At 65.7% G+C, this 21,993-nt stretch carries 20 protein-coding genes; 14 read left to right on the forward strand and 6 right to left on the reverse strand.

Annotation, left to right across the window (positions count from 1 at the left end):
* Positions 1-29 precede the first annotated feature (29 nt).
* The gene (locus ACQPZ2_RS18565) at positions 30-296 is read right to left on the reverse strand and encodes a hypothetical protein (RefSeq protein ID WP_433526675.1); all 267 of its coding nucleotides are present in this window, start codon (positions 294-296) and stop codon (positions 30-32) included.
* A 355-nt stretch (positions 297-651) separates the two neighbouring features.
* Here ACQPZ2_RS18565 and ACQPZ2_RS18570 point away from each other — a divergent pair, with 355 nt between their 5' ends.
* The 7 genes from ACQPZ2_RS18570 to ACQPZ2_RS18600 all read left to right on the forward strand — a co-directional run bounded on the left by ACQPZ2_RS18570 (position 652) and on the right by ACQPZ2_RS18600 (position 7,918).
* Positions 652-1,830 (forward strand): lipase family protein, encoded by a 1,179-nt coding sequence (locus tag ACQPZ2_RS18570; RefSeq protein ID WP_433527463.1) that lies wholly within the window; start codon positions 652-654, stop codon positions 1,828-1,830.
* A 230-nt stretch (positions 1,831-2,060) separates the two neighbouring features.
* The gene (locus tag ACQPZ2_RS18575) at positions 2,061-3,464 is read left to right on the forward strand and encodes a lipase family protein (protein WP_433527464.1); all 1,404 of its coding nucleotides are present in this window, start codon (positions 2,061-2,063) and stop codon (positions 3,462-3,464) included.
* Positions 3,465-3,561: 97 nt separating this feature from the next.
* A complete protein-coding gene (locus ACQPZ2_RS18580) occupies positions 3,562-4,587 on the forward strand; it encodes a fused (3R)-hydroxyacyl-ACP dehydratase subunits HadA/HadB (protein WP_433526676.1) in 1,026 nt (341 codons plus the stop codon).
* A 102-nt stretch (positions 4,588-4,689) separates the two neighbouring features.
* A complete protein-coding gene (locus ACQPZ2_RS18585) occupies positions 4,690-5,631 on the forward strand; it encodes a helix-turn-helix domain-containing protein (protein ID WP_433526677.1) in 942 nt (313 codons plus the stop codon).
* A gap of 136 nt (positions 5,632-5,767) precedes the next feature.
* A complete protein-coding gene (locus ACQPZ2_RS18590) occupies positions 5,768-6,610 on the forward strand; it encodes an SAM-dependent methyltransferase (RefSeq protein ID WP_433526678.1) in 843 nt (280 codons plus the stop codon).
* A 55-nt stretch (positions 6,611-6,665) separates the two neighbouring features.
* Entirely contained in the window at positions 6,666-7,313 is a 648-nt protein-coding gene (locus tag ACQPZ2_RS18595; protein ID WP_433526679.1) for a TetR/AcrR family transcriptional regulator, read from the forward strand.
* Positions 7,310-7,918: an Rv1733c family protein gene (locus tag ACQPZ2_RS18600; protein ID WP_433526680.1), complete on the forward strand. Its 609-nt coding sequence runs from the start codon at positions 7,310-7,312 to the stop codon at positions 7,916-7,918. The genes ACQPZ2_RS18595 and ACQPZ2_RS18600 overlap by 4 nt, the downstream gene beginning before the upstream one ends.
* A 206-nt stretch (positions 7,919-8,124) precedes the next feature.
* On the opposite strand, the gene ACQPZ2_RS18605 is transcribed toward ACQPZ2_RS18600, so the two are convergent.
* Positions 8,125-9,675, reverse strand: coding sequence for an acyl-CoA carboxylase subunit beta (locus tag ACQPZ2_RS18605; protein ID WP_433526681.1), 1,551 nt, complete (start codon positions 9,673-9,675; stop codon positions 8,125-8,127).
* Between the two features lie 403 nt (positions 9,676-10,078).
* Between ACQPZ2_RS18605 and ACQPZ2_RS18610 the strand changes: the two genes are divergently transcribed.
* From ACQPZ2_RS18610 to ACQPZ2_RS18625, 4 genes are read left to right on the forward strand one after another with little or no spacing between them, the layout of a single operon-like run.
* Positions 10,079-11,050, forward strand: a complete 972-nt coding sequence (locus ACQPZ2_RS18610) for a transcriptional regulator (protein WP_433526682.1) — start codon at positions 10,079-10,081, stop codon at positions 11,048-11,050.
* Positions 11,051-11,095: 45 nt separating this feature from the next.
* Entirely contained in the window at positions 11,096-12,046 is a 951-nt protein-coding gene (locus ACQPZ2_RS18615) for an acyl-ACP desaturase (RefSeq protein ID WP_433526683.1), read from the forward strand.
* Positions 12,043-13,065, forward strand: a complete 1,023-nt coding sequence (locus tag ACQPZ2_RS18620) for an alpha/beta hydrolase (protein ID WP_433526684.1) — start codon at positions 12,043-12,045, stop codon at positions 13,063-13,065. Before ACQPZ2_RS18615 ends, ACQPZ2_RS18620 begins: the two co-directional genes overlap by 4 nt.
* Positions 13,066-13,118: 53 nt before the next feature.
* Positions 13,119-13,253 (forward strand): hypothetical protein, encoded by a 135-nt coding sequence (locus tag ACQPZ2_RS18625; protein WP_433526685.1) that lies wholly within the window; start codon positions 13,119-13,121, stop codon positions 13,251-13,253.
* Here ACQPZ2_RS18625 and ACQPZ2_RS18630 read toward each other — a convergent pair.
* Together ACQPZ2_RS18630 and ACQPZ2_RS18635 are read right to left on the reverse strand one after the other, a co-directional pair.
* A complete protein-coding gene (locus ACQPZ2_RS18630; RefSeq protein ID WP_433526686.1) occupies positions 13,250-13,726 on the reverse strand; it encodes a hypothetical protein in 477 nt (158 codons plus the stop codon). The two genes, ACQPZ2_RS18625 and ACQPZ2_RS18630, sit on opposite strands and share 4 nt — an antisense overlap.
* 71 nt (positions 13,727-13,797) lie before the next feature.
* Positions 13,798-16,635 (reverse strand): discoidin domain-containing protein, encoded by a 2,838-nt coding sequence (locus tag ACQPZ2_RS18635; RefSeq protein WP_433526687.1) that lies wholly within the window; start codon positions 16,633-16,635, stop codon positions 13,798-13,800.
* A 53-nt stretch (positions 16,636-16,688) separates the two neighbouring features.
* Between ACQPZ2_RS18635 and ACQPZ2_RS18640 the strand changes: the two genes are divergently transcribed.
* The gene (locus ACQPZ2_RS18640) at positions 16,689-17,720 is read left to right on the forward strand and encodes an LLM class flavin-dependent oxidoreductase (protein WP_433526688.1); all 1,032 of its coding nucleotides are present in this window, start codon (positions 16,689-16,691) and stop codon (positions 17,718-17,720) included.
* Here the strand turns inward: ACQPZ2_RS18640 and ACQPZ2_RS18645 are convergent.
* A complete protein-coding gene (locus tag ACQPZ2_RS18645; RefSeq protein WP_433526689.1) occupies positions 17,624-18,733 on the reverse strand; it encodes a fused (3R)-hydroxyacyl-ACP dehydratase subunits HadA/HadB in 1,110 nt (369 codons plus the stop codon). The genes ACQPZ2_RS18640 and ACQPZ2_RS18645 overlap by 97 nt on opposite strands.
* 32 nt (positions 18,734-18,765) lie before the next feature.
* Entirely contained in the window at positions 18,766-19,416 is a 651-nt protein-coding gene (locus tag ACQPZ2_RS18650) for a YdcF family protein (protein WP_433526690.1), read from the reverse strand.
* Positions 19,417-19,753: 337 nt separating this feature from the next.
* Here ACQPZ2_RS18650 and ACQPZ2_RS18655 point away from each other — a divergent pair, with 337 nt between their 5' ends.
* Together ACQPZ2_RS18655 and ACQPZ2_RS18660 are read left to right on the forward strand one after the other, a co-directional pair.
* Positions 19,754-20,962: an esterase/lipase family protein gene (locus ACQPZ2_RS18655; RefSeq protein ID WP_433526691.1), complete on the forward strand. Its 1,209-nt coding sequence runs from the start codon at positions 19,754-19,756 to the stop codon at positions 20,960-20,962.
* A gap of 217 nt (positions 20,963-21,179) precedes the next feature.
* Entirely contained in the window at positions 21,180-21,980 is an 801-nt protein-coding gene (locus tag ACQPZ2_RS18660) for a VOC family protein (RefSeq protein ID WP_433526692.1), read from the forward strand.
* Positions 21,981-21,993 lie beyond the last annotated feature (13 nt).

Below are 21,993 nucleotides of genomic sequence, written 5' to 3' on the forward strand. Positions count from 1 at the left end.
GGTTTACGGCAGCGAAGCCGCGGCCACGGTCAGTGCCACAGCGAGCGGCACGGCAGTCGGCGCAGTCCCGGTCGCACCTTGCTGTCCACCGTCACGGTGAGCCCGGCGTTGAGCGCGGCCGAAGTGAATTCCCAGGCCTCGGTCCGGGTAGCGGCGTACTCGAGCACGAGTGCGTCCTCGGCGGTCGGACCGTCGAAGTAGACGGTGACCCTGCGCGTCGGTGGATCCTGGATATCCATCGGATACACCGAGTTTCGCTCGGGGGAATCCGTTCCAGATTTCACAGTGCCGTCCATGCCACCGTCTCCTTCCGACCCGACTTGCCGCGTCGACAGTTGTGACGGTAAGTCGCCCACCATGGCGCGGAACATGGTCCGGCCGATGAGCTGGACATGTCACAGACACGACACCTCGCGATCGGAGACAGTCACGAAGGCGCCGGACCGCCGACCACGGTTCGAGCGCCCGAGAGTTGTGATTTCTCAAAACATTTCGCTTGCCCTTTGCCTTCGCGACAATCACCGTCGACTATGTTCCCAACGTTGGACCAAACTCTCTCCCGGAGGCAATACGTCGATGAGACAGGCCCTGCGTAGACCGATTCGTGCAGTCGGCGCCGTGATTCGAGCGACCGGCAAACAGTCGCTGGCCATGACGATCGGTCTGCTGATGGTGCTGACGGCGGCGGCAGGCGCCGCCCACACCACACCTCTGTATCCCGCCCCTGATCCCGACCCCTTTTACGCGACCCCGCCCGATCTGGCGGATAGGAAACCCGGTGATGTGATCGCGACGCGGGTGATGCCCCCGCTGGCGATCTTCCCGGATACCACCGTCACCGTCGTGCGCTTCCGTTCCACCAGCTCCGAAGGTCAGCCGATCGCGGCGACCACCACGGTGCTCACTCCGAGGGCGCACGCTCCCGACGGCCCCTTGCTCTCCTATCAGCACATCATCAATGGCCTCGGCGCCGAGTGCTCGGTATCGCGGGTGCTCTACACCGGCGATCCGAACCTCATCGTCCGGGAGGCGCCGGGCTGGAATGTGCTGCTCTCGCGCGGCTGGAGTGTCGCGCTGCCGGACCACCTCGGTCCGAATTTCGCCTACGGCGCGGCCAAATTGGGCGGCATGATCACCCTCGACGGCATCCGGGCGGTGAAGCAGGTCGCCGAATTGCAGGTGCGCAAGAGCCCGGTCTCGATGATCGGATACTCCGGCGGCGGCATGGCTACCGCATGGGCGGCCGCGCTGGCGCCGAAGTACGCGCCGGACGTGGAGATCGCCGGGGCCGCGATGGGCGGTGTGCCGATGAATCTGGTGACCATGCTGGAGACCCTCGGCCTCAACTCGCATCCGGTCTTCGGGCTCGCCCTGGCGGCCGGACTCGGCCTGGAGCGGGAGTATCCCGACCGCTTCCCGCTCAGCGACCAACTCAACGAGCGCGGCCTAGCCGCACGGACCGCGATCGCCAATAGCTGCACCAATGACATTCTCGCCGCGGGCGCGGGGCGCGGGGCACTGGACTTCGCGAAGTCGACCTCGATGATCAACGATGCCACCGCACGCGCGGTGGTCGAGGAGAACAGCCTCGAACTCTACGACGGCGTGCCGAAAACGCCGATCTTCGAATGGCATTCGCCGATCGACGGACTCATTCCCGTCGATGCGGTGGTGAATACCGATAAGCGCTGGTGCGCGGCCGGGGCGCGGGTGCAGTCCGAGCAGATCCCGGTACCCGACCATCTCACCGCCGCGGTCCTGGGCATTCCGGCGGCGCTGAATTGGCTGGACGCGCGATTCCGAGGGGAGGTAGCGCCCAGCAACTGTTGAGAATTCGGTGACCGGAGCCGGATCCGTGTTGCTGGACAAGCGGATTCGGCTCGGATTGTTGCGATTCGGCGACGTGACACACACAACTCGGGCACGGCGGGGTATCCGTGCGAGTTCCCTCGGTTAGCCTGACTTTCTGGCCTCGGCACTCAGGGGCATTTCGAGGGTCGAAGGCACCAAAAAACCCGGGCGCCAGGGAAACCCGACGTCGCACCCTGGGGCGTGTGCCAATGAAGTGCCTGCGTGTCATCGTTTTCGTGCTGTTGCTCGTGTGTCCGGTCGCGATGGGGGAGGCGTCGGCCGAACCGCCGCCCGCGGTTCCCGGCCTGCCCGCGTTGCCGATTCCGGCCGATGGCGGTTCGATACTGCCGGATCTGCAGCAGTGGATCGATAGCGTCATCCCGCCGCCACCGATCGCTGTCGAGCCGCATTTCTCCGGTCCCATGCAGGAGGCAACCACCCTGTCCCCGGCGCTGGCCGCCCTGCGCCAGGCTTCGGCGCCGAGCGCCATCGGTGATCCGGCCTTCGATGCGTGGCCTGCGAATCTCAGCGATTACGCGCCCGGCGAGCTCGTGGAGGTGCGCGATGTCAGCGCGACGGCCGCGCCGCTGGTGTTGGTACCCATTCGGCAGGTGCTGCTGCTGAAATACCGCACCACCGATTCGCGCGACGCCGCCTCGTATGCCACCGCGACATTGATCATTCCGGCCACCGCATGGCCCGGTCCGGGCAGCCGACCGGTTGTGGTGAACAACCTTCCGATCGATGCGCTGGGCCGGGACTGCACCCCCGGCTACACCTTCTCGCACGGGTGGTCACGCAATACCAGCATCACCGACTTCCTGCCGCCGACAACCCAATTGGCCGCACTGCGCGGATACGCGGTGCTGATTCCGGATCATGAGGGACCGTGGATGGCCTACGCGGAGCCCTACGTCGCCGGACATGCCGTGCTCGATGCCATCCGCGCGGTGCGTGGACTGCGCCCCGACGAATTCGGCGACAGCCGATTCGGTATGACCGGATACTCCGGCGGTGCCATCGCCACCAAGGGGGCGGTGAAGCTGATCGACAGCTACGCCCCGGAATTGGCCGGATCGATCGTCGGTGCCGCGCTCGGCGGTGTACCCGCCGACTACGAAATCCTCGGGCGCAGCATGAACGGCAACCTCGCCTCGGGGGTCTTCCTGGCCGCGACCTTCGGCGTCGGCCGGGAGCGTCCGGAGATCCTGGCCAGTATGAACAACCTGGCGCAGTGGGCGGCGACGTCACCGCTGAAAGACCTGTGCGGCAGCGTATTCGGTGCGGTCGGGTTGTTGATGCTGCCGATCGATATCGCCGCCAAGATTCCGGATCCGCTGCACTCCGAAGTCGCCACCGAGATCTACGACGTGACGCGCATGACGGGCATGAAGTCCGCGACACCGCTCTACATCTACAACGGTGAGCAGGAATTCTGGATTCCGGCCGAGGGCGCGCGCAACCTCTACCAGGAGCAGTGCGGCCTCGGTGTCTCGGCGGTGTATCGCAGTGTCCTCGGTGAACACATCATCGCAGGCGGGCTCGGCTATCCGGACGCGATGATCTGGCTGGATCAGCGCCTGCAGGGGGTGCCGGCACCCGATGAATGTTGAGAGATTTATGGCGGTCAGCTATTAGTGTTGCAACCGGCACCCTGGGTGCGATTTATGACACGTGACGGTTTTGAGTGGATCTGAACAAGCTAGCGCGATGGTGGGGCGCCACTATCGGATGTCCGACCATTATGAGGTCGGGCGGGAGAAGATCCGCGAATTCGCCCGTGCGGTTCGCGGCGTCCATCCCGCGCACTATTACGAGGAGGCGGCATGGGAGCTCGGCTACGACGGACTCATCGCACCACCCACCTTCTCCTCGGTCATCTGGCTGCTGCTCCAGCGCAAGATGTTCGATTCGGTGCTGACCGGCTACGACATCAGCCAGGTGCTGCACACCGAGCAGAGTATCCGGGCGCACCGGCCGCTCGTCGCCGGTGATCAACTGCGCTGCGACACCTGTGTCGAATCGTTCCGGCAGTTCGGCGACATGGACTTCATGGTCATCCGGAGTCTGCTCACCAACCAGTACAAGGAATTGCTGCAGACCGCGCACACCACCGTGGTGGCCCACACCGGCGCCGACGTCGCCACCGAACTGCTCACTGCGGTCGACGGCGTCATCATGAGCGGCGAGGCGCTGAGCCAACGGCAGGGCGCGACCCGGCGACCGGAGCATGCGTTGGACGGCGGTGTCGTCGAATGCTTCGACGAGATGTTGCCCGAGGGGGGTGTGGACGAGCCACCGGTGCGGGTGCCGTGCGGCATCGAGTTCGACGAGGTCCGGGTCGGTACCGAACTGCCCGCCCGCGCCGTACCGCTCTCGCGCGGTGATCTGGTGAATTACGCTGGGGTATCGGGTGATTCGAATCCGATCCACTTCAGCGAGCATGTCGCGGTCGCCGCGGGGCTGCCCGGTGTGGTCTCGCACGGTCTGCTGACCATGGGTCTCGGCGCGAGTTATCTCACCGACTGGCTCGGCGATCCGGCCGCGATCACCGAATACGGTGTGCGGTTCGCCGGATTCGCCCCGGTCTCGGCGACCCGGCAGTGCGAGATCGAATTCCGCGGGCGGGTCAAGGCATTGGATCCGGATCGCCGTGCGGCGACCATCGCGCTCACCGCGACCTCCGACGGACGCAAGCTGTTCGGCCGGGCCAGTGCGGAGGTGCTGCTGCGCTGAACCGAAGATATTGGGGAATGTCCTTGCAGATGTACGAATACTTGTGGAAATAGGGCATTTTGGTTCTAGAGAGTCGCGGCTACTTCATGGCAGACTCATCGAATGCGTGCTTCGGAAGTGCGACATTCATTTTCCGGCAAGAACCCTGCCGCCGACGGTGGACCGACCGTGCTGCGGATGATGCTCGGCAGCCGGATGCGACGGTTGCGCGAGACCTGTGACATCTCCCGCGAAGATGCGGGCGAGGCGATCCGCGGTTCGCATTCCAAGATCAGCCGACTCGAATTGGGGCGCACCGGTTTCCGGGAACGCGATCTACTCGATCTGCTCACGCTCTACGGGGTCACCGACCCGGATGAGCGCGAGGAGTTCAGGGAGCTCGCACGCCAGGCCAATGCCTCGGGCTGGTGGCATCGCGACAGCGATTGGTTGCCGAAGTGGTTCGACACTTATCTCGGACTAGAGCAGGCCGCCAAGCTGATCCGCGGCTATGAGCCGAGGGCGGTGCCGGAACTGCTGCAGACCGCGGACTATGCGCGGGCATTGCTGGCCATGGCGCATCCGGCCGAATCGGCGGAGGGGATCGCACGGCGGGTCGCGCTGCGGTTGCGCCGTCAAGAGATCTTCCGTCGCCCGCATCCGCCGCAGCTGTGGCTGATCGTCGAGGAGGCCGCGCTGCGCCGACCGATCGGCGGGTCGACGGTATGGCGGGCCCAGCTCGAATATTTGCTGCGCATAGCCGAGGAGCCGCATATCACCGTGCAGGTGCTGCCCGATCATGTCGGCGGTCCGGCGTTGGCCGACGGTGCGTTCACCATGTTGCGCTTCGCCGAAGCCGATCTCCCCGACATCGTCTATCTGCAGCAACTCACCAGTGCGCTGTACCTGGACAAGACCGCCGACCTCGACGCGTATCGCGCGGTGGCCAATCAACTGTCGGTGCATGCCGCGCCGCCCGAGTACACCCCCGGATTGCTGCGCGCCCTGTGCGAACGGCACCCGGAGACGCTCGATCACCCTGCGGCGTCCGGCGATTCGCGGTGATGCGCCGAAAACGATAAGCGGGCCAATCGAACTCGGCGTGGTGCGCTGTCATGCCGGGTTCGTCAAGTGCGTACGGTGTGATGCCGGGTCTCATACGATAGGAACCGCACAGGTCCCGTGGACGAAGGTGTTGACAATGACCGATGACACTGCGCCCTCAACCCGGCTCGATCGGGAGATCGATCAGAGCAAACCGAGTATCGCCAGGGTCTATGACTATCTGCTCGGCGGTAAGGACAACTACCTGGTCGACCAGGAGATCGGTGATCACTTCAAGCTGAACCTGCCCGGTTCGGTGGCGATCGCCTTCACCAGCAGGCAGGCGCTGATCCGCGGGGTGCGCGATATGGCCCGCGCGGGGATGCGGCAGTTCATCGACTTCGGCAGCGGTCTGCCGACCGCCGACAATGTGCATCAGGTCGCGAAACGGCACACCGCCGACACCCGGGTGGTCTACGTCGACAATGATCCGATCGTGCTCGCGCACGGTCGCGCGCTGCTGGCTACCGATAAGAACACCACGGTGATCCAGGCCGACGCTCGCGATCCCAAATCGATCCGCGATCATCCGGATGTCGCGCGGCTGATCGATTTCGACCAGCCCGTCGGCGTCATCTTCAGTTCGATCCTGCACCACTTCAACGACGACGAGGATCCGGCCGCCGTGGTGCGGTTCTGGAGCGACCAGATTCCTTCCGGCAGTCACGTATTGATCACGCACTTCCGATCCGGGCACAATCCGGAGACCACCGCGGCCGAACAGAAGCTGCAGGCCACCTTCGGCCGCGGCCGCTGGCGCGATACCGAGGAGATTCGCGACCTCTTCGGCGACCTCGAAGTCCTCGAACCCGATATCGTCCCGTCGGCGCAGTGGCGACCGGACATGGCCGCCGGTGATGCGGCGTCGGTCGGCGGCTCCGGGCGCGAGCTCACCGTCTGGGAGCAGCTCATCGTCACCGCGCTGGCGCGCAAGCCCTGATACGAATCACACCGAACTAATGTCCCGGTGGGACAATAGGGCGTAGACTGCGGATATGGGTACCGACGACGAGGTCGACCTCGACGGCCGTCGGCTGCGCACGCTCCGCAGTCGCGCGGCAATGTCGCGCGCCGCATTCGACCTGCTCAACGAGCGCGGGTTGGGTTCGGTGGCCGTCGAGGACATCGCGGAGCGCGCCGGGGTCACCCGGCGGACGTTCAGTCGTCACTTCTCCTCCATCGAGGACGCCGTACTCGGTGAAATCGACCAGGACGTGCACCTGTTCAACGAGGCGCTGTGCCGCCGCCCGGTGGGCGAGTCGCCGCTGGTCGCCTACCGCAATGCCTTGCACGACTGGCTGGCCACCGAACACACCGGTGCGAAGGCGGCGCGCCTCGCGCGGCGCTGGGCGCTGTTCCAGCTCTTCGAGGCGGAACCGACACTGGCCGCGGGCTATCAGCGCATCCGACTCGACGGGCAGCGCGAATCCGTGCGGATCATCGCCGCCAGACTCGATGTCGATCCCGCGGTGGACCGGCGTCCGGAGGCGGCCGTCGCGGCCGGGACCGGACTGCTCATCGCCGCACTACAGGTCTGGGGCGCGGGCTCGGACACCGACGGACTCCCCGATCTCATCGACACATTCTTCGACACCCTTAACGGGCTGACAGCTGAATTCCAGAGCGAGGTGTCATCGTCATGACCGCAGCAACCGGGTCACCCAGCGTTGTCCGCCGCACCTGCCGCCGGGTCGGTCTGGATCGAAATCCGATGCGCCGGCGCGAGGATCGCCTGCAACTGGTGGTCGCCGCGGTGCTCACGCTGTTGTTCCTGATCATCGCTCCGCTGCTGTCGATGGCGGTCGGCGGCCGGATCTACCAGACCGAAGACCGCATCGCGCGGGTCGAAGCGGCGCAGTTACACCAGGTCGACGCGACCGTGCTCGAGGTCGGCAAAGCGCCGCTCTACGCGCCCATCACCCCGGCCCGGGTGCAATGGCGCGACGCCGACGGTGTCACGCATACCAGCGACTACCAGGCCACCGGAGTGATGAAAGTCGGTGCCACGGTGAAGATTTGGCTCGACGGCTCGGGCAAGGTCACCGAGCCGCCGTCGGACACCCGGGCACTGAGCAAGGCATTGCTGATCACCGCCGGCATGGTCTTCGGGATCGCGGTCTGCTTCGGCTGTGGTTACGCACTGCTGCGCCGCGGACTCGATCGGCGCAGGGCCCGGTTGTGGGAGACCGAATGGGCCACGGTGGAACGCATGTGGGGCAACCACGGGACGCGTCCGGATCAGACCTAGTTTTCAAGTGCGGCGCGCCCACACGGAGTGGGTAGGGACACTCTCGGTGGGCGCGCCGCGTACCCGGCCGTCGTGCGGCGAACACGGGTCGGGCACGGATGACGTTAGGGCACAGCGGTATCGGGCCGCGTGGTGAGCGAACGAACATCTGACATCACACGACCGATACCCGTTTGTGCTGTGACACAACACAAACGGGCCGACGACTAGACCGGGAAGAGGCTGTGCTTGCGCGGGTTGTGCTTCCTGACCGCGCCCTTCTCACGCAGCAGGCGCAGCGCCCTGCGGATCTCCAGCCGGGTCTGCGACGGTTCGACGACGGCATCGATGTAGCCGCGTTCGGCCGCGGTCCACGGAGTGGCGACGGTGGCGTTGTAGAAGTCGATCATCTGCTGGCGCACGGTGGCGCGCTGGTCGGGCGGGGTCGCCTCCAACTGCCTGCGGCCGATGATGCCGACCATGCTCTCGGCGCCCATGACCGCGATCTGTGCCGTCGGCCAGGCCAGCGCCAGATCCGCGCCCAGCGGTTTGCAGCCCATCACCGCGTAGCCGCCGCCGTAGGCCTTGCGTGTCACGATCGAGACGATCGGCACCGTGGCCTCGATGACCGCGCGGAAGAACCGCCCGCCGCGCTTGATGACGCCGTTGCGTTCCTCTTCGAGACCGGGCAGCACACCCGGGGTGTCGACGACGAAGATCAGCGGCAGGCCGAATGCGTCGCACAGCCGGATGAAGTATGCCGCCTTATCCGAGCACAGTCCGTCCAGCGCACCGCCGAGTACCTGTGGTTGATTGGCGACCACGCCTACACTGCGACCGTCGACCCTGGCGAATCCGGTGATCAGGTTCTGGGCGGTACCAGCGCTGATCTCGTGGAAATCGCCGTCGTCGAAGATGCGCAGCAGCACCTCGTGCATGTCGTAACCGGACCGGTCGGAATCCGGAATGATCGAGTTCAGCTCGAGGTCGTGTGCCGTGGTTTCGGGTTCCAGTCCCGGATTCACCACCGGAGCTTGTTCGAGGCAGCTCGACGGCAGGTAGCTCAGATAGCTGCGGACCCAGTCGAAGGCGGCCTGCTCGTCGGCGGCGACATGGTGCACCGTCCCATTGGCCTGCAGGGCAGCGGCGCCACCGAGATCATCGGCGCTGACCACCTCGCCCGTCACGCTCTTGATCACCTCCGGACCGGTGACGAACATGTACGACTTCTCGGTCGCGACCAGCACATCCATATTGACCGGGCCATATACCGAACCGGCCGCACATTTGCCGAGCATGACCGCGATCATCGGGACGAAGCCGGACAGATCCTCCTGGCGTCGGCACATCAGCGCGTACCAGGCCAGCGAGGTCACTGCCTCCTGGATGCGGGCGCCGCCGGAATCGTTGATCGACACCACCGGGCAGGCCTTCTCCTGCGCGAATTCCATTGCGGCGGCGACCTTTCGGCCGAACATCTCGCCGACCGAACCGCCGTGCACGGTCTGGTCGTGGGCGATGACGACGACCGGCCTGCCGTCGATATAGCCACGGCCGGTCACCACACCGTCGCCGTACATGCCGTCGGTGCTGCCCGGCTGTCGCACCAACGCCCCCATTTCCACGAAGGAGCCCTGGTCCAGCAGCATGCGCACGCGCTCGCGCGCACTCGGTATGCCCTTGTTCTTGCGTTTCGCGATGCCGGTCTCGCCAGCGGGTTCCTCGGCGAGTTCCAGGATGTCCCGGAGTTCCTCGAGCTTTTCTCGCGTTCCGCTCATATGGGGTATGCCATCCTTCGAACTAGTCGCCTGTACTGTCCGGGTCCACCGGAACGGTACAAGGCGCTCGATGCTATCGGGTGTAGGACCCGCAGCACAGGGACTCAACTTTAGTCATGGGACAGCGCACCGGTTCGCTGGGTGTGCCGTCCTCGGTGCCGTCGGTGGATCGTCGCCGGGCGTTACAGCCGTCGCACCGAAGTGTCGCACCCGCGTCAGTGTCCCCGTGGAGCACCCGGTCTCGCCGACTATATCCGGTCATCCGAATGACCGGAAATATTGGACCGAGAATCGCTTCGCTGCTTGTGATTTCGCCCAAGCTGGTCGCCACGGTGTGATGACTTTCCTAATTACCGAACCGGGTATGCGATTTCGGTCCGAACTCAACTAACCTTTCGGAGTCATGGCAGGCAAACAGGCTGGTTCGGGCAGCAAGAGCCTGGAATCGAAACTGGTCGAACATTTGACTTTTCAGGCCCGCCGCGCGCGGCACGGAGATCTCGGTACTATCACGCGCACCTGTCTGGCGGAGGCTGCGCAAGTGCTGGAACCGCAGTTGGCTCCGGTCCCTGGGCAGCCTGCGGTGATCACCGGATCGGCCGCGCGGTGGGCCCGCGAGGGCGTGGCGCTGGAAACTGTGCTGGACGCCTATCACGACGGTGTGCGCGTGGGGCTGGAATTCCTCGCCGAACAGGCAGCGGATGGGGATGCCGATCAGGTGGCGGCCGCGGCCGGATTGATCGTGCGCGTGCTGGAAATGGTGACGACGGCGACGTCAACGGCCTATCTGGACGAACACCGCCAGGTCGCCCGCGAACAGCAGACCGCCGCGCAGACTCTGGTATCGGCGCTGCTCAGCGGGCACGGCGTCGCACGCCTGGCCGGTCGCTCCGGTATCAGCGTCGCCGCGTCCTATCAGGTCGTCGCCCTCGCGATTCCCGCGCATCCGGAAGAGCGAAGACGCGGTCTGGGTGCGCCGTCCGCGGCCCGCCGCAAGTTGCGCCGAGTCCAGGCGGCGCTGGCGATGCCGCTCGGTTCCCGGGCGCTGTCGCTGCTGTCGGATGAGGGCGGCACGGTCCTGGTGCCGATCGACGAGGTATCCGCCATGACACCGCTCGCGCTCACTCCAGAGGTGCTCGAGTTGGTCAGCGAGGCCGCCGAGGTACCGCTGACCGCGGTGGTGGCCTCCGGGGAGACCGCACGGATTCCCGAATTGGCCGGCTCGGCACAGGAACGGCTCGCCCGACTTCTCGCCGAAGGCCGGTCCCCGGGGCTCTATCGGCTGGCAGATCTGCCGGGTTGTGACGGTTTCCAGCCAGGTCGTCGGGCTGTCGTCACCTCGCCCAATGATCGACGAATCACCCGTACGGCCTGAGCGAGCCCGCTTATCGTCGATTCAGGGGTGAACAAAGGAGCACGTGTGACGACCGCGTTGACCGATCTCGACATTTTGCGCGAACTGGAGCCCGTCGCCGAACGTCATCTCGACGAGCATCTGCGCAAGGCCAAGGCGTGGCACCCACACGATTATGTGCCGTGGGACGACGGCCGGAATTTTGCTGCGATGGGCGGTATCGATTGGGACCCGGAACAATCGCTGCTGTCGGAGGTCGCGCGGACCGCCATGGTGACCAACCTGCTCACCGAGGACAATCTGCCCTCCTATCACCGGGAGATCTCGGAGTCGTTCTCACTGGACGGTGTCTGGGGTACCTGGGTCGGGCGCTGGACCGCGGAGGAAAACCGTCATGCGATCGTCATGCGCGATTATCTGGTGGTCACTCGTGCGGTGGATCCGGTGGCCCTGGAGCAGGCCAGAATGGCGCATATGACGATCGGTGTCGCGAAACCGGAGAAGGGACCACAGTTCCTGCGTTCGGTCGCATATGTAACATTGCAGGAGCTGGCGACCAGAATAAGTCACAGAAATACCGGCGCCGCCTGTAATGAGCCCATCGCCGAGCGTATGCTGCAACGGATTGCCGCCGACGAGAACCTGCATATGATCTTCTACCGCAACCTCAGTGCCGCCGCTCTCGACCTCGCACCCGACGAGGCCATGCGTGCGGTCACCGATATCGTCACGCGGTTCCAGATGCCCGGACTCACCCAGCCCAACTTCCGCCGGAATGCGGTGGTACTGGCCAAGAACGGCATCTACGACTTGCGCCAGCATCTGGATGTCGTGCTGCGGCCGGTGTTGCGCGCCTGGAATGTCTTCGAGCGCACCGATCTGTCCGACGACGGTGAGCGCGCCCGCGACGAGCTCGGTGCCTACCTCGAAGAATTGGCCGTCAAGGCAACACGTTTCGAGGAGCAGCGCGATCGGGCCGCGGCCAGACAGACAGAGCGGGCCGCCGTCGTCTCATGAGATTTCGAGCACCGAGCACCGCGGCGGCGATGGCCCTCATCGCCGCGCTGGCGTCCGTGCCCGCGCTCGCGGATCCGCCCGCCGGGCCGCCCGCCGTCGATCCGGCCATGACGCGGACCGGGACGATCAGCATCGAGACGGTCGGGCCGCGGCACGAACGTTTCGCCATCGCCTCGGCCGCCATGCGCCGGGTCATAACAGTGGATGTGTTGCACGGCAGCGGTTCCGGACCGCGTCCACTGCTGTATCTGCTCGATGGCGTCGACGGCGAGCCGGTCTCGGGGTGGCTGACCAAGGGGCGTGCGGCGGAGTTCTTCGCGGATAAACCGGTCGATGTGGTGTTGACCAGCGGCGGCACCGGGAGCATGTACAGCGACTGGATGTGGCGGGACGCCACCCTCGGGGTCAACCGCTGGGAAACCTTTCTGACCGCCGAGCTGCCGCCGATTATCGAGTCGTATCTGAAAACCGATGGGCGGCGGGCGATCGCGGGTGTGTCGATGGGCGCGCAGGCGGCCATGATGCTGGCCCAGCGGAATCCGGGGCGCTACCGTGCGGTCGCTGGAATGAGTGGATGTTATTCCACCGCAGACGATCTCGGTCGGGCGGTCACCACGATCACCGTCGCGTCGCGCGGTGGCAATGTCGAAAACCTCTGGGGTCCACCCGGCTCGCCGGAGTGGAGTGCGCACGACAGCCTGCTCGGTGCACCGCAGCTGCGCGGCACCTCGATCTACCTGGCCGCGGCGACCGGTCTGCCGACGGATGCCGACCTCGTCGCGGTGTCGCGCGCGTCCGACCTCGGCGAAGCCTTGAAGACGGCGGGCGGGGGTCTGGCCCTCGAGGCCGGTGCGCGCTCGTGTACCGAACGCTTCGCGGCACGATTGGCCGAGCTGAATATCCCGGCCACCGTCGACTACGCCCCGACGGGCATGCACACCTGGCCCGATTTCGAGGCCCAGCTGCCGCGGGCCTGGCGCGTGCTGGCACCGGCGCTCGGCCTGCCCGACCCACACTGATTCACGCGGCACTCCTGAGCCGGCACGGCTTGCCTTGGCGTTCGTTCGGTTGTATGCCCGAGGACCGCGGGCTGTATCCGGAGCAGGTGCTCGATCAGCGCGTCTATCTCGCGCGGCTGCGCGGACACCGGCTGCCGCTCCCTGATGCAAACCCGACGGCGACTGACGATATGAAGATGGAGGCCTAACCAGGAAGCGTTGTCGTGGTGGCACAGGCGCTGTCGCGCAGGAGCTTCGGTGTGGTGTCGAGTGGAATGTCGTACCAGAGATCGAGTTCCAGTCGGTTCCCGGCACCGATGGTCACCTCGGTCGGTTGACGTTTGATCGCCATGGCGTCGTTGCTGACCGGATGCGCGGTGCCCGCGGCGTCGTCGAGTTGATAGTCGGTGGTGCGGGTCGTATGGAATGTGTTGTCGGCGTTGGTGATCGCCACTCGAACGCGAACGAACTGCCCCTTGGGCAGCCATTCGGCATGCGTGCCGAAGATATAGCCGTGCCCGGGCTCGACAACAAGCGCGGCGATCTCCAACTTGGTGCAATCCGCCGGTGTACGGACGTACTGCGTGGTCGTAACCGTCGTCGCGCTCGGTGTCGGTGTCGGGTCGGCGCAGGCCGCGAGCGGGAGAAACAAGAGTGAAAGCAACCGACGCACCCGTTTCATGCTAGAACTCGACCCGCCGTGACGTGCCCGTATTGTGCACAGGAGCCGACGGGAGTGCCCAGGAGTGCGGATCAGGTTCGGGGGCCGGTGATTTCGAGTTCTCGGAGGGCGGGGTGGGAAGTCGGGGTTGTGGTGAGTTCCAGGCGGACGTAGCGGGCCGAGAGGGGGCTGAGGAGGGTGCCGGTGGTTGGGTCGGGGGCGATCGGGGTCCAGGTTTGATTGTCGAGGGAGGTGGTGAATGTGGTTGGGGTGGGCGCGGTCCAGTGCGGGAGGATTCGGGCGATGTGGGTTTCCTGGCCCAGGTCGACGGTGAGGGTGGCGGTAGGAGTGTTGGGGGACCAGCTGGTGGCGGGGGTGCCGTCTACGGCGGCTTCGGCGTATTTGCCGGGTTCGTCGGAGCTGGTGGTGACCGGTTTGCAGCGGGCCAGGTTGTCGGTCGGGTTGCGATCGGGGCGGCGGGTGGGGACGGTCAGTTCGCTGTCGAGGCGGTGGGTTTCGGTATCGGTTCGGATCTGCAGCGGTTGGCCGTCGGTGAGGGTGAGTTCGGTTTCGTCGGGGCCTATGGTGGCGTCGAAAGTTCGGCCCTGCCAGTGGATTCCACGGATGGTGAGGCCGTCGGGGAGTTCGGGCGGAAGGGTTGGGGCGATCCGGATTTCGTCGGTGTCGAGGCGCAGGCCGAGTAGGCCGTTGGTGAAGGTCTGCAGGAAGCCGCCTGCCGCGGTGACGAATGTGAAGGCGGGCGCGCCGGCGAGCGGGTCCTTCGATCCGACCTTGGCGCCGCGGGCCTCCGCGAACTGGCCGAAGGGGGCGCGGACGAACGGGCGCGCGGCGCGCTCGAGGAAGGTGTCGGTGGCGCAACCCGGGACGCCGAGTATCGCCGCGTCGATGGCGTGCACCGAATCGGTCATCGCGGGACCGTCGGGATCGGTTCGCTCCGAATAGTATTCGAGCACATTGGCTGCCACATCCGGCGGCATCGGCCAGTCCAGGGGATAGATCAGTAGCACGGTGTCGGCCTGTTTGATGGGAGTGCCTGTGTAGCCGTCGAATTGGACGAAGATCCGATTATTGCGATCGAACGGCATGCGCAGTCCATCGGCGATCGCGGTCCACTCGGGCCGGTGCGGTTCGCCCAGAATCTCCGCCGCGCGGGTGGCATTGCGCAGGGCGAGGGCGGCGACAGCATTGGTGTAGACCGCGTCGTTCACCCCGTTGCTGTACTCGTCGGGACCCGCGACATTGCGAATCGAGTAGCTGCCGTCGTTGTTGCGCGTCACCCGCGAGGCCCAGAATTCGGCGAGCGCGCGCAGCACGGGCCAGCCGCGTTCGCGCAGATAGCCGGTATCGCCGGTGGCCGCGAAGTACTGCCAGGCGGCCAAGGACGCATCGCCTTGCAAATGGATCTGGGTCAGGCAGTGCGGCGGATCCCAGCTGTGGCATTCGTCGAGATCGCCATGGCTCGCACTGGTCCACGGATAAAAGGCGCCGCGGTAGCCGAGCCGCTGGGCGTTGGCCTTGGCGGCGGGCAATGTCCGAAAGCGGTAGTCCACCACCGACTTCGCCAATTCCGGTGCGAACTGCAGCAATCCGGGGAACATCCAGATATCCGCATCCCAGAACACCGCGCCGCCATAGTTGTCGCTGCTGAGCCCGACCGGCGAAATGCTGTTGTCCTGTTGGGAGTTCGTGCTCGAATACAGCGAATACAGCGCGCCGCGCGCCCAGGTCTGCACATCGGGTTGACCGGGCACCTCGATGTCACCGCGCCACCGCGCACGCCAGGCCGCGGATGTTTGCGAGAGCAGGTTCGCCCACCCCGTCCGCACGGCCCGCTGTGCCGACTCGAACGCGGTCGCCGCCGGATCGGGAGAGGTGCGGGTGGTGTCGACGCCGACGAACTTCGTCAACTGATACGTGCCGCCGTCGCGCACCGGAAACCGAACATCCTGGCGCGCACTGAGATCGCGGCCCGGTGGCATCGGCTGAATCGCGTTCGAAGCGATACCCGCCCCCGGCCGCAGCACAGAGACGATATCGCCGCCGACATCGGTGCCGTCGGCACGGAAGCCGACCCGAATGGTGTCGTCATCGCGCGCGCCCACCTCGGACTGGCCGACCCGACGCGCACCGGCGCCGTCGACGAGATCGGAGACGACCATCTCGCCCGACCAGTGCGGCAGCACCGTGACGTGCACCGCGCCGACATGCTGATCCGCCTGGTCGGTGAGTACGTCGTAGACCAGATCGGTGGCCTTGCCATCGGGCGCGTTCCAGGTCAGCCGGGTCCGCACCAGTCCGCAGCGCAGGTGCAGTGTTTGCGTGAAGTTCGAGATCTGATCAGCGGGTGTGGTCGCCGAGTAGGTGTGCTCGCCGACCCCGACCAGCAATCCGGACCAGTTCGGAATGGCCGCGGCGACCTCGCGGTTGTCGGCTACACCCGGAGTGTGCGCATAAAGACCGGCGACGAAAGCGCCGTCGTATGCGGGCGTGTAGAGCGGCCAGCCGGTCGTCTCATCGGTTGCGGTGTATCCCATGCCGCGCGGAGGCACACGCAATCCGAGATAGCCGTTCCCGACGAACGGATGTGCATCGATCGGCGCGTCCACCTGATCGTTCGACGGTGCCCAGCCAGGAGCCGACGCCGATGGGTCATCCGGACACACACCGCTCGCAACTCGATCGGTGCCACGCACCGCGACCAGCACCGCTGTTGCCGCCAACATGATGACCGCCGCTAGCGCGATACCCAGCAGAATGGTGGTGCGACGGCTCACACGTCGGAACAACTGGCCGATCCGGGACATTCGCGCCTCCACGTCGAGCTCGACGTTTCGTGCCGAGCCGCGATACGCGTCGACGACCGCAGGACCGGCTACCGGGTTACGCAGGTGTGATTTCCATTGTTCCATCCACAGCGATCCGCGCGGTGGAATGCGGCGGGGCCCGGGGTGTTGACACAGATATGACTTCGGGACTCGATGAGGTGCGGTTTTCGATTCTGGATCGCTCACGCGTCCGACGCGGCCAGAGCCATCCGGAGGCACTACGGGAGACCGTGGAGTTCGCGCGCTCGGCCGAGGATTGGGGCTATCACCGGTTCTGGGTCTCGGAGCACCACAGTGTGCCCGGCGTCGCGGGCTCGGCGCCAACCGTACTGGCCGCGGCTGCCGCTGCGGTGACTTCGCGGATCCGAATCGGGACCGGCGGGGTGATGCTGCCGAACCATCAGCCATTGGTCGTGGCCGAGCAATTCGGTGTCCTGGAATCGCTGTACCCGGGGCGGATCGATATGGGTCTCGGGCGCTCGGTGGGTTTCACCGATGGGGTGCGACGGGCGCTCGCACACGGCAAGAGCGATGCCGACGACTTCGATCAACAGCTCACCGATGTTCTCGAATACTTCACCCGCGGCAAGTCCGGTGTGCACGCTTGGCCTGCGGAAGGGTTGCGGATACCCGCATTCCTACTGGCGACCGGCTCCGGTGCGGAGCGGGCCGCGCGTTTCGGCTTGCCGCTGGTCATCGCCTCGATCGCCGGAACGGACCGCATGGTCGAGGCGATCGACCGCTATCGCGCGGAATTCCGTCCGACGCCCTGGGGATCCGAACCGTATGTCGTGGTATCCGGTGCGGTGGTGATCGCCGATTCGACCGAGGAAGCCCATCGACTGTTGCTGCCCGAGGCGTGGTCGAACGCGTATTCCCGGACGCGCGGTGAGTTTCCGGTGCTGATTCCACCCGCGGAGATCGAATTCATGACGATGACCGAGCGGGAACGCCGCCTCTTCGACGAGGCGCTGCGCGACCATATCCACGGCACCGAGGACGAGGTCGCGGAGGCGTTGGAAGCCTTGGTCACACGCACCGGCGCGGACGAAATCCTGGTCCACACCAGCACTTACGACCGCGCCGCGCGGCTGGACTCACATCGCAGACTCGCGCGGTTGACCGGACTTCGATCCCGCTCCGGGAAAAGGACTTCCGCCGCGGCGTAGCCGAAAAGCCTGCGGCCGTGTGACCTTGCGTCCACCGCGACCGTGGCCATGCGGCGATGCGGATCGAGTGAGGTTATCCGGCCACGGAATTCGATGGCGCTGGCCTGTAGCGGCGGAATGTGCAGATAGTGTGTGTAATGCGCGAACTGGGCGCGGAATCGGGTGGCAGCTGCCGGATCACCGAGCCAGCCACCGAGGTATCCGGCGGCCAGGCCGAGTTTGAGCATGCCGGGGGCGACGACGGTCGGCAGACCGGTCGCGTTGGCGGCCTGCTCACTGAACAACACCGGATTGGTATCACCGGTCACCCCGGCATAATTGACCAGATCACCGCGCGACAGATGTACGACCCGGGCCGGCAACTCGGTACCGACCGAAAGGGATTCGAAATCGATCGTGGTGCGTGGTGTGCGGGGCGAGATCGGTGCCACGATGCCGTCGCCGCCGCCCGGAACAACGACGCCGGGCGTACCCGGCGCATCGGGGGCGTGCATGGCGATCCGGCTGACCCGCTCTGCCAATCCCGCCTCCTCGGGCCCGGTGCGCGCCAGCAGAGCCGTCGACCCGGTCTGCACCACCTCACCGTGCTGATCTGTCAATACGCTCTTGACCGCGAGCACGTCGTAGTCGGCGAAATGCCGGAATGATTCGAAATAGACATCACAGGTGATCCGGTCGCCGACGACCAGCGGCCTGCCGATATCGAGCACTTGGTCCGCGTGCAGAATCCGGTGCGAATCGTAGCCGGTGATGAGGGTATCGAGTATTTCGCGATGGACCCGGAGCAGGATTATCGAGGCGAACGTGGGCGGGGCGATCAAGCCGTCGAAGCCGAGCTGCGCGGCCGCCTCCTCATTCCAATGTGCGGGGTGGAAATCCTGTACCGCGCGGGCGAATTCACGGATCTTTTCCCGTCCGACCTCGTAGGTGGTGGCGGATCGATATCGGTGGTCGAGTAATGCGCGGGCCTGGTCGGCCGGGGCGGCAGCGGCATCGACGGCGCTCTTGTTCATGTTTGCTCCTATGTTGCGAAATGTGGTGCGGCTCAGGATCTCGGCCCGAACTCCCAAACGAGCGGCGGTACCTTTTCGGGAGTGACCGTGGCGACGACGGGGACTCCGGCATCGCCGAAAAGGGCTGCGGCCCGGTCGATATGGTCGGCGGAGGTCACCACGACGGCGTCGCGCATGCCGATATCGTGCATGATCCGAGCCGAACGTTCGGCATTCTGGGCAGTCGACACCGCCTCGGCCTCGATATGGACGCGCTCGGCCGGGATACCGTGCCCGATAAGCCAATCCGCCATCGCCTGCGCCTCGGTGACTCCGTTTCGCGGATTACCGCCGGTCACGATGATCGGTGACAGCGGAGCCAGTAGGGCCTGCACATACCCGGCGTGCAGTCGACTGATCAACTCCGGTCGCATTCCGCCGTCGGGGAGCAGTCCGTACCCGAGCACCACGATCGCGGTCTGCGGTCCGCGGAACCCGAGCGCCCGCGCCGACGGTGCGGGTTCGGTTGGCGGCCAACCGAACAGCATCCCCTGCGGCTGCTCGGCCGAGCCGCCCGCATCCGCGAACCCGGGCGGGCTGTGCAGCAATGCCGTCGCCACCGCTGCGGCGCCGAGCAGGGTCCCCGCGGTCATCCGCGCGATGCCGCGGCCGAAGCGGACGGTGGATTCGATCGGATCGAACATGGCAGCTCCACTCATTAGCCGTCGGGTGGCCGTCGACGGCAGGAAAACGTGGAACCATGGTCGCCTCAAACGTTGCGAATTCCTCGTGATCAGTTGGTGATCTGGAGAATTCACCGAATTCGATCGTGCGGATTGTGCGCGTCACGGCGACACCGGAAAACCGTGATTGTGCCGCACCCCTAACGGCGGCAAAGCCAATTGGTGAGGTATCCAGTTGCCTTGCCGTCCTACGGGTTTGACCGAAATCGGGCTTTAGCGTTGGCGCAGTTTCAGCGCCGTCGACCGACATACCTCGGCGCTGCGACTCGAACGCTGTCGTTCTCCAGGAAGGCATGTCATGAAACGAAGTAGATGCGGTCGGTCGGTCAGCGCCGCGGTGATGATGGGCGTCTCGATGCTCGCCATGAGTGTGACCGGGGTCGCGGCCAATGCGAATCCCGATCCGGCGCCCACGGAGCAGACTCTGGCCGACTACATCGCCGCCGGGCGGAAGGCGGCGCCGGTCGCCGATTCCGGTAGTGCGGGCAGTTCGGGTTCGGCCTGCACCTCGGGCAGCGGTGCGGGATCGGGCAATGGCTCCGGTGATTGCTACGGCGGTTCCGGCAGCAGCTCCGGGTCGTCGGGTGGATACGCCAGTGACACACACGGTTACGGGCCACCGATGACATCGTGGCTGGCAGCCTTCGGCTACGGCCTGCTCAATCCCGATGTCGCACCGCCCGGCACCAACGACTGGAACTGCAAGCCGACCGCCGAACATCCGCGCCCCGTGATCGCACTGCACGGCACGTGGATGAACGCCTACAACGGATTCGCCTATATGGGCCAGCCGCTGAAGGATGCGGGCTTCTGCGTCTTCACCTTCAACTACGGGCGCTCGAACCTGCTGGAAGGCGGCGGTCTCGGCTCGGTGCTACCCGGTGTGATGGGCACCGGTTACATCCAGGATTCGGCGAAACAGGTCGCAGCCTTCGTCGATCGAGTGCTGGCCGCGACCGGCGCGTCCGAGGTCGATATCGTCGCCCACTCCCAGGGCGGTTCGATGGCCAACTGGTACACCAAGTTCGAGGGTGGTGCCGCCAAGGTGAAGAATCTGGTCACCTTCGGCGCCACCCACCACGGCACCAGCCTCGACGGCATCGGCGCATTGGGCCGGGCCATCAATAACTTCGGCATCGATATTCTCGGATTCATCGAGATCTTCGTCGGTCATGCGGGCATCCAGCAGACCATCGGCTCGGATTTCGTGAACCAGCTCAACGCCGATGGCGACACTGTCCCCGGCGTCGACTACACCGTGGTCGGAACTCGCTACGACGAGGTCACCAACCCCTACGACCTGACCTTCCTGAAGCCGGGGCCAGGCGTGACCGTCCACAACATCACCCTGCAGGACGGTTGCGAACAGGACCTCTCCGACCATCTGACGATCATGTACTCGCCGCGCGCCCTGTCGATCGCGCTCAACGCGCTCGACCCGTCCGGCCATCCGAATCTGGAATGCGCCTTCAACCCATGGTTGATCGGCGGTGGCGGCAAGCTGTGACACCCGAGTAGGCATGCCCACCGAGCCGATTCCACACGATCGGCCCGGTGGGCATTCGGATGTCCGGACCCGGTGTCGGTAAACGTTCAGCGAACTCCGGGACACCCGCCGGAGATGCTGGTTCACTACTAGACGGCAGTGTGATCGGCATCACCTCCGGTGGGATCGGTAGTCCCGCCGGGGACCGCAGGCAACCGACGAGTGAACGGAGATACCGATGCCTGTTCGGAGCACACCTTGGCCCGAGGGCACCCCGTGTTGGGTCGACTGCCAGGTCGACGACACGGTGAAGGCGAGCGAGTTCTACGCCGATCTGTTCGGCTGGACCATCGAGAGCGGCGGGGACGAGGCAGGCGGATATCTGATGGGGATGAAGGGCGGGCAGGCTGTCGCGGGGATCGGCCCCAAGCCGCAGGCGGGAATGCCCTCGGTATGGACGACCTATCTCGCCGCCGATAATGCCGACGCCATTGCCGAGAAGGTGGGCGCGGCGGGCGGTCAGGTGGTCATGCCACCCTTCGACGTGCTCGACGCCGGGCGCATGTTCATCGGGGTCGATACCGTCGGCGCGGCATTCGGCATCTGGCAGGCCCGTGCGCACAACGGCGCCGCCGTCCACAACGAACACGGCGCCTACTGCTGGAACGAACTGCACACCCGGCAGTTCGACACCGCGAAGAAGTTCTACGCCGATGTCTTCGGTTTCACCTACGCCGATGTCGGCGACGGCAAGAACATGATCTACGCGATGTTCACCCCGCGCGGCGGCGAACAGCCCGCAGGCGGCATGAACGACGACACCGTGATGCCCGGCGAACCCATGCCCAGCTACTGGCTGACCTGGTTCCAGTTCGACGACGTCGACGCCGGGTTGGCGCGGGCCGGCGAACTCGGCGCGACGGTGCTGATGCCCGCCTCCGACTCGCCCGCGGGCCGGATGGCGATGGTCTCGGCGCCACAAGGGGAGGTATTCGGAATCATCGACACCAACGTGCGGGTGGGTGAGATGCCGCAGTAAGCGACCGTTGCCG

The organism is Nocardia pseudovaccinii (assembly GCF_050942345.1).
Lineage (GTDB): Bacteria > Actinomycetota > Actinomycetes > Mycobacteriales > Mycobacteriaceae > Nocardia > Nocardia pseudovaccinii.

Bases quoted from the DNA above. Each gene is read 5' to 3' on its own strand.
- ACQPZ2_RS18585 (WP_433526677.1), top strand. From the start codon at position 4,690: ATGCGTGCTTCGGAAGTGCGACATTCATTTTCCGGCAAGAACCCTGCC.
- ACQPZ2_RS18595 (WP_433526679.1), top strand. From the start codon at position 6,666: ATGGGTACCGACGACGAGGTCGACCTCGACGGCCGTCGGCTGCGCACG.
- ACQPZ2_RS18605 (WP_433526681.1), bottom strand. From the start codon at position 9,675: ATGAGCGGAACGCGAGAAAAGCTCGAGGAACTCCGGGACATCCTGGAA.
- ACQPZ2_RS18645 (WP_433526689.1), bottom strand. From the start codon at position 18,733: ATGAACAAGAGCGCCGTCGATGCCGCTGCCGCCCCGGCCGACCAGGCC.
- ACQPZ2_RS18570 (WP_433527463.1), top strand. From the start codon at position 652: ATGACGATCGGTCTGCTGATGGTGCTGACGGCGGCGGCAGGCGCCGCC.
- ACQPZ2_RS18630 (WP_433526686.1), bottom strand. From the start codon at position 13,726: ATGAAACGGGTGCGTCGGTTGCTTTCACTCTTGTTTCTCCCGCTCGCG.
- ACQPZ2_RS18565 (WP_433526675.1), bottom strand. From the start codon at position 296: ATGGACGGCACTGTGAAATCTGGAACGGATTCCCCCGAGCGAAACTCG.
- ACQPZ2_RS18610 (WP_433526682.1), top strand. From the start codon at position 10,079: ATGGCAGGCAAACAGGCTGGTTCGGGCAGCAAGAGCCTGGAATCGAAA.
- ACQPZ2_RS18600 (WP_433526680.1), top strand. From the start codon at position 7,310: ATGACCGCAGCAACCGGGTCACCCAGCGTTGTCCGCCGCACCTGCCGC.
- ACQPZ2_RS18580 (WP_433526676.1), top strand. From the start codon at position 3,562: ATGGTGGGGCGCCACTATCGGATGTCCGACCATTATGAGGTCGGGCGG.
- ACQPZ2_RS18650 (WP_433526690.1), bottom strand. From the start codon at position 19,416: ATGTTCGATCCGATCGAATCCACCGTCCGCTTCGGCCGCGGCATCGCG.
- ACQPZ2_RS18660 (WP_433526692.1), top strand. From the start codon at position 21,180: ATGCCTGTTCGGAGCACACCTTGGCCCGAGGGCACCCCGTGTTGGGTC.
- ACQPZ2_RS18640 (WP_433526688.1), top strand. From the start codon at position 16,689: ATGACTTCGGGACTCGATGAGGTGCGGTTTTCGATTCTGGATCGCTCA.
- ACQPZ2_RS18575 (WP_433527464.1), top strand. From the start codon at position 2,061: ATGAAGTGCCTGCGTGTCATCGTTTTCGTGCTGTTGCTCGTGTGTCCG.
- ACQPZ2_RS18590 (WP_433526678.1), top strand. From the start codon at position 5,768: ATGACCGATGACACTGCGCCCTCAACCCGGCTCGATCGGGAGATCGAT.
- ACQPZ2_RS18620 (WP_433526684.1), top strand. From the start codon at position 12,043: ATGAGATTTCGAGCACCGAGCACCGCGGCGGCGATGGCCCTCATCGCC.
- ACQPZ2_RS18655 (WP_433526691.1), top strand. From the start codon at position 19,754: ATGAAACGAAGTAGATGCGGTCGGTCGGTCAGCGCCGCGGTGATGATG.
- ACQPZ2_RS18625 (WP_433526685.1), top strand. From the start codon at position 13,119: ATGCCCGAGGACCGCGGGCTGTATCCGGAGCAGGTGCTCGATCAGCGC.
- ACQPZ2_RS18635 (WP_433526687.1), bottom strand. From the start codon at position 16,635: ATGGAACAATGGAAATCACACCTGCGTAACCCGGTAGCCGGTCCTGCG.